The organism is Cupriavidus basilensis, from assembly GCF_029335485.1.
Classification (GTDB): domain Bacteria; phylum Pseudomonadota; class Gammaproteobacteria; order Burkholderiales; family Burkholderiaceae; genus Cupriavidus; species Cupriavidus basilensis_E.
Map to the genome: position 1 here is coordinate 1 of NZ_JARJLM010000217.1, position 7,562 is coordinate 7,562.

Annotated in this window: 2 protein-coding genes; both read right to left on the reverse strand. The window is 69.8% G+C overall.

Going from position 1 to position 7,562, the window contains the following annotated elements:
- Positions 1–3,067: amino acid adenylation domain-containing protein (locus P3W85_RS12840; protein ID WP_276265054.1), on the reverse strand; the 3,067-nt coding region annotated here is incomplete at its 3' end.
- Positions 3,068–7,562: amino acid adenylation domain-containing protein (locus P3W85_RS12845; protein ID WP_276265055.1), on the reverse strand; the 4,495-nt coding region annotated here is incomplete at its 5' end.

A 7,562-nucleotide genomic window follows, 5' to 3' on the forward strand; every position in this document is an offset into this window, starting at 1 on the left:
CCTCGCCCTCGGGGGCGACGAAGGTCTGGGCGCTCTCGAAGGCCGGCGCCGGCAGCGCGCGACGGTCCAGCTTGCCGTTCGGGGTCAGGGGCAGGGTGTCGATCACGACGAACGCCGCCGGCACCATGTAGTCGGGCAAGTCGGCTGCCAATGCCGTGCGCACGGCGGCCACGTCGATCTGGGCAGCGCTGGTCGACACCACATAGGCGACCAGCCTTGCGCCGGCAGGGCCCTCGACAGCCAGCACGGCCGCGTTGCCCACACCCGCCTGCGCCAGAATCCGCGCCTCGATTTCACCCGGTTCGATGCGGAAGCCGCGAATCTTCAGTTGCTGGTCGATCCGGCCCAGGTACTCCAGTTGCCCGTCAGGCAGCCAGCGCGCCAGATCGCCTGTGCGATACAGCCGTGCGCCATCGTCAGCGAATGGGTCTGGAATAAAGCGCTCCGCCGACATGCCGGGACGATTCAGATACCCACGCGCCAACCCTTCGCTGCCGATATGGAGTTCCCCGGCTACGCCCGGCGGCACAAGGTTCAGTTCTGCGTCGAGCAGGTAGCAGCGCCGGTCGCCAACCGGGCGGCCAATCGGGGCGTAGGTGCCCGCGAAATCCGCTTCCGGCGCATCGCCGCGCACCTTCCAGACCATCGGCGTGACCACGGTTTCGGTCGGGCCATAGCCATTGATATAGGTCCGCGCACCCAGCGCGCGCCGTGCCTGGGCAAAGGCGCCACGCGGCATCGCTTCGCCACCGAAGGAATAGAGCGAGACGTCCGGACGCTCGCCGCTCTGTTCGACGTATTCGGCCAGTTGCCGCAGATACGCCGGCGGGAAGCCCGCGTTGGTCACGCCGTGCCGGATCATCGCCTGCGCCGTCTGCTCGGGCGTCCAGAGCGCGTCGTCGCGCAGTACCAGCGAGCCGCCGCAGGCCAAGGCGCAAAGCCAGCGTTCGTGGGCGCCATCGAACGCGAACGACAGGAAATGCAGTTCGCGCGAGTGCAGGCCCATTTCGTAGGCGTCGATGGTCGCCGCCACGTGCATGGCCAGCGGGCCGTGGGACACGCACACGCCCTTGGGGCGTCCCGTCGAACCGGACGTGTAGATCACGTAGGCGAGTTGAGACGGATGGACCGGCACCTCGGCGGCTAGCGTCGGGCCGTTGCCCACCATATCCAGCGTCAGCACCGGCAGAGAAGCCGGCGCCGGCAGCGTATCGAGCAAGGCCGGCTCGGTGACGAGCAGCCGGATCACGCTGTCCTCGAACAGATAGGCCAGCCGGTCCTTGGGATAGGCCGGGTCGAACGGCACATAGGCCGCGCCAGCCCGCATCACGGCCAGCAGCGTGACGATGATGTCGAGCGAGCGGGACAGGGCGATGCCCACACGATCCTCGGCGCCGATGCCGCGTGCATGAAGCACGGCGGCCAGACGATCGGCACGCGCCAGCAATTCGCCATAACGCAGCGTCTGCTCGCCACAGGTCACTGCAACGGCCTCCGGCTGCGCCAGCGCGTGGCGGGCGATCTGCGCGTGGACCGGCATGCAGGCATCGGCCGGCACTTCGCCCTGGCCCAGCGCAAGCAGGCTGTCCCGCTCGGCGGCGTCGAGCAATTCGACCGCATCCAGCGCGCAGTCCGGCGCGTCGGCAAGCTGCTGCAGCAGTCGCAGATAGTGGCGCGCCAGCCGCTGCGCGGTCGCCACGTCGAACAGTTCGGCAGCGTAGTGGAAGCACGCGTGAATCTGGCCCGCGGAGTCCTCGCGCGTATCGAGCGTCAATTCCAGCGCTGTCGCGCGCTCGCCCACGGGCGCGCTTTCGAGTTCCAGACCGGGCAGCGAGAGCCGGCCCGCGCGGTCACCGCGCCGATGGTTGTGCACCACCTGAAACAGCGGGTGATAGCTCATGCTGCGCTCGGGCTGCAACGCATCCACCAGCTGCTCGAACGGCAGGTCCTGATGCGCCTGCGCGCCCAGCACCGCTTCGCGGATATCGCCAAGCAGCGCGGAAAGCGGCCGGCGGCCATCGATCTGGCCGCGCACGATCTGCGTGTTGACGAAGAGCCCCACCACCCGCTCGGTCTCGATTCGGTTGCGGCCCGCCACAGGCACGCCCACGCAGATGTCGCGGCTGCCGGTGTAGCGGTAGAGCAGCGCGTGAAAGCCGGCCAGCAGCGCCATGAACAGCGTGCCGCCTTGCGCCTGCGCGCGCTCGCGCAGGGCTTGCGCCAGCGCATCGGGGATGTCGATCTCGCAGCGCTGCGCCAGATAGGCCGCCCTGGCGGGGCGGGGGCGGTCGGTCGGCAGCGCGAGTACCGTGGGCGCGCCGGCCTGCGCATCGCGCCACCAGTTCAGTTGCCGTTCCCGCTCGCCAGCTTCCAGCCAGTTGCGCTGCCACGCCGCATAGTCGGTGTAGCCGATCTGGGGCGCCGGCAGCGCCAGCGGCTGATCGGCAACGCGCGCGCGGTAGGCCGCCCCCAGTTCGTCGATCAGCAATTGCATCGACCAGCCGTCGGAGACGATATGGTGCATCACCAGTACCAGCCGATGCGATTGGTGCCCAAGTTTCAGCAGATGCACGCGCAGCAGCGGCGCAACGCCCAGATCGAACGGCGCTTCGGCGATGGCGGCCGCGTGCACGTCGGCGGCGTCCGGGTTCGCCGACAGCTCCGTCACCGGCAACGCGATCACCACTTCCGGGCGCACAAGCTGCCGCGCATGGCCGGCCGCGTTGGCGACAAAGCTCGTCCGCAGCGCTTCGTGGCGGCGTGCGAGCGTTGCGAAGGCCGCCGCCAGTGCGTCCACATCCAGCGCCCCGCGCAGTTCCACGCTGCTGCTGATGTGGTACGCGGCGCTATCGGGCTCGAAACGATGCAGGAACCATTGGCGCTGTTGCGCGTAGGACAACGGCGCGCCGTGGTCCGCCGACGCGTCCGGGCGCGGCAGCGCGGGGATCGGCAATTGCGAGAAGGCCATGCCTTGCTCGGCCATCTTGTCGAGGAACGCACGGCGCTGGGCCGGCGCCAGCGTGGCAAAGCGCGCGGCCAGCCGGGCCGCGGTATTGGCTTCGATCATTCAGACTGACTCCAGGGTATTGGCAAACGCCTCCAGCTCCAGCAGGGCGGCTTCGTCGGCATGGCGATGCTGCGCGGGCAGCGCGGCAGCCAGTTCGGCCAGCGTGCCGGCGCCAAACAGCAGCGCAAGCGGCGCATCGATGCCGAGTTCGCCTTGAATGCGGGACAGAAGCTGGACGGCCAGCAGCGAATGGCCGCCCAGGGCGAAGAAGTTGTCGTGGCGGCCCACCGTGGGCACGCCGAGCAGGTCCTGCCAGATCGCGGCCAGCCGCGTTTCGAGATCGCCCTGCGGCGGTTCCGCGGCAACGGCAACGGGAGCGTCGGCCTTTGGCAGCGCGCGGCGATCCAGCTTGCCGTTGGCGGTCAGTGGCAGCGCGTCGAGGCAAACGATCGTGGCCGGCACCATATTGCCGGGCAGCACGGCGGCCAGCGCGCGCCGCAGTTCGGCGGGATCGGTTCGCCGGCCGTCCTCCGGCACGGCATAGCCGGCCAGTTGCATGCCCGTTGGCGTCGCGTCGGCCACCACGGCGGCTTGCCGGACACCCGGCAGCGCGGCCAGTTGCGCCGCCACTTCGCCGGGTTCCACGCGGAAGCCACGGATCTTGACCTGATCGTCGATCCGGCCGAGGTATTCGAAAACGCCGTCCGCCTGGCGCCGCACACGATCCCCTGTGCGGTAGAGACGGCCACCATGCGCCGAGAACGGGTCCGGAACGAAGCGGTCGGCCGTCAGCGCGGCGCGGCCAAGGTAGCCGCGTGCCAGCGCCGGTCCGCCCAGATACAGCTCGCCGGCCACGCCGTCGGGCAATGGCGCCAGCGCGCCGTCCAGCACATGGGCCACGGTGCCGGCCAGCGGCTGCCCCAGCGGCAGGCCGGTTCCGGGCTGCGGCGCCGTGCCGGCCACGTGCACGAGGACGCCGACCGTGGTTTCCGTGGGCCCGTAGTGGTTGACCAGCCGGCAGGCGGGACGCGCTTCATGAATGCGGGCGCGCAGCGCGGAGTCGGTGGCTTCGCCGCCGAGCACGAGCGTGTGGGCCGGCAGCACGTCTGCCGGCGCCGTGCCGGCCGCCGCCGCGCCGTCCAGCAGCGCGCGCAGATGGCTCGGGACGATCTTGAGCACGTCAATGCGGTGCTCGGCCATATAGCGCGCGAAAGCAGCCGCATCGAACACGCAACGGCGTTTGGGCAGATGCAGCGCAGCGCCGCTGGCCAGCGCGCCAAACAGCACCGTATGCCCGAGGTCCGCCGCCGGTGTCGATACCATCGCCATGCGCAGCCCGTGCGGCAATGCCAGTTGCGCCAGCACGCCATCGAGATAGTGGGCCAGCGCGCCGTGGGAAATCCCCACGCCCTTGGGCCGCCCGGTCGAGCCGGAGGTGTAGATCACATAGGCCAGATGCGCCGGATGTGGCGTCCGCTCCGGGTTCGGCGTCGTGCCTGCGGCGTCGCCGATGTAGAGCGCGGGCTGCGTCAGGTCCAGCATGGACACCGAGGCCGGTGCGGCCGGCAGGGCCTCGGGGCGCTGCGTCAGCAACAGCGCCACGCGGCTGTCCTCGACCATGTAGGCCAGGCGGTCGGTCGGATACTCGGGATCGAATGGCACATAGGCGCCGCCAGCCTTCAGGATCGCCAGCAGCGCGACGACCATTTCCACGGACCGCTCGGCCAGCACGCCCACGGGCACATCCGGCCCCACGCCGCGCGCGATCAACTGCCGCGCCAGCGCGTTGGCGCGCCGGTTGAGTTCGCCATAACTCAGCGCCTGGCCGTCGGCGACGAGCGCCGTGGCATCGGGCGTATCGAGGGCATGGGCCTCGAAGCGCCGATGGACGGGCTGATAGCTGCCGACGAACGCCGAGGAAGGCGACGTCCGCAGACGCGTTGCGTCGATCAGGCTGATCTGCCCCAGTGGCTGCGCCGCATCGGCCGCCATGGCGCGCATCGTGGCCAGCAGCGCCTGCGCCAGCGTTTCGGCCTGGGCTTCCGCCAGACAGGCGCGGTCAAAGCGGCAGGTCAGGCGCAGCGTATCGGTCTGGGCCAGCACCAGCGTCAGCGCGTAATTGGTTTCCGCGCGGTTGGTGATGTTCGCGAACGCCAGCCCGCCCGGCGCGCGGCGCAGCGCGGCATCGACCGGGTAGTTCTCGAAGACCACGATCGAATCGAACAGCGCCTGCCCGCCGTGGCCGGCCCAGCGCTGGATGTCATAGAGCGGCGCGTGTTCGTGCTCGCGCGTGGCAAGGTTCAGCGCCTGGACCTCACGCAGCCAGTCGCCCACGCTCTGGCGCGGCGAGGGCGTGGCCACCACCGGCAGCGTATTGATGAACAGCCCCAGCATCTGCTGGGCGGCCGGCAGATCGGCGGGGCGGCCGGACACGGTGGCGCCAAACGCCACGCTGGGCTGCGCGGTGCAGCGTTGCAGTACCAGCAGCCATGCCGCCTGCACCAGCGTGTTGAACGTTACCTTCTGCGCGCGGGTAAACGCGGCCAGCGCGGCCGTTGCGTCGGCGTCGAGGTGATGATGCTGCTCGGTATGGCCATCCCCGGACGTGACCGCTGGCAGTGCATCCAGCAGGCGCGTTGGCGTTTCCAGCGACTGCATTTGCGCCTTCCAGAACGTCTCGCTGGCATCCCGGTCACGCGACTGCAGCCAGCCGATGTAGTCGGCAAAGCGATGTCCGACAGCCGGCAGCGCTTCGCCCGCGTAGTGGCGCAGCACCTGGCCCAGCAAATGCGCGGTGCTCCAGCCGTCGAGCAGCAGATGATGGACGGTCCAGACCAGATGACGGCGATCCGGCCCCGTGCGCAGCAGCGCGACGCGCATCAGCGGCGGCTGTTGCAGGTCGAAGCGCTGTGCAAGCTGCTCGGCCGCCAGCCGATCCACGTCCTCGGCGGCGCGCCCCGTGAAGTCCGCCTCGATCACGGGCAAGGCGACGTCCTTGGCCACCCATTGCAGCGGCTGGTCGCCGCGATGCAGGAAACCGCAGCGCAGGCTGTCGTGGCGCGCCAGCACGGCCTGCCATGCCGCGACAAAGCGGGCCGGATCGAGACCGTCGATATCGACACGCAACTGGTTCGTATACGCGCTGCCTTCGGGGGCGAAGACGCTATGGAACAGCATGCCCGACTGCATCGGGGACAACGGATACAGGTCCTGCACGCGCGCGGCATCAAGGCATAGTGCGTCGAGCCGGGCCTGCGTCAGGCCAGCCAGCGGAAAATCGGAAGGCGTGAGGCCGACGGCGCCGGAGGTGCAGTGGCGTACGACGGCTTCCAGTTCGGCCCGCAGCGCTCCGGCCAGGCGCTCGATGGTGGCCGTGCGATGCCGGTTCTGGCTGAACGCCAGCGTCAATTGCAGTTCGCCGCCAAGCACTTGCCCGCTGACCGACAGCGGATGCGACAGCGGAGCGGCGGGGTCCTGGGTGCCTCCCGCCGCCTGCGCCCCCTCTGCGGCCGGCCGCCATGCGGCGCCTTCGGCGAAGCTTGCATCGAACTGGCCCAGGTAGTTGAACACCACCTCGGGCTTGGGCACCGCTGCCAGCGCCGACTGCTGGGCCGGCGTGCCCCAGCGTCGCAGCAGGCCGAAGCCGATGCCTTCGCCGGGCACCGCGCGCAGTTGCTCCTTGACCGTGCGGATGGCCGTGCCGATCTCGCCGCTGCCGTCGAGCGCCACCGGGAACATCGTCGTGAACCAGCCGACCGTGCGGCTGAGATCGAGCGAATCATCCACGCCCGCCACACGGCCGTGGCTTTCGAGGTCCACCAGTACGTCTTTTCGGCCGGTCCACGCGGACAGTGCGCGGGCGAGCGCTGTCAGCAGCAGGTCGTTGACCCGCGTGCGATAGGCGGCGGGCGCCCGCTGGAGCAGCGATTGCGTGAGATCGGCTGGCAGCGTCAGCGTCACGCTGGCGCGGTTGGCGATGGTGAGGGAGCCGGAGGCTTCGTCTGCCGGCAGGGAGGCGTCAACGGTGGCCAGCGCCTGCCAGCGCGGGATTTCCTCGCCACGGCGGGCGGCGCTGTCGCGCAGGGCTTCGGCCCAGCGCTGGTACGACGCCCTGCGCGCCGGCAGTTCGATCTGCTTGCCTTGCAGCCGTGCCCGATAGGCCGTATGCAGATCCTCGATCAGCACCCGCCACGACACGCCATCGACCACCAGATGGTGGATCGCCAGCAGCAGTTGCCAGTGGTCTCCGGTCCGCAGCGCGACAGCGCGCAGCAGCGGCCCACGTGCCAGATCGAGGCTGCGTTGGGCGGCCTCGCAGTGCGCCAGCCGTTCGGCTTCCGTTGCGGTTTCTCGCACCCACAGCAGGTCAGCGCAGGTCTCGGCTTCGGCGTACGTCTGCTGCCAGACGCCCGACGCTTCGACGAACCGCAGCCGCAGCGCATCGTGATGGGCGACCAGATCGCCCAGCGCTGCTGCCAGTGCCCCGGAATCGATCCCGTCCCGGCAATCGAGCAGTACAGACTGGTTCCAGTGGTGACGCCGGGCCATCGGCATG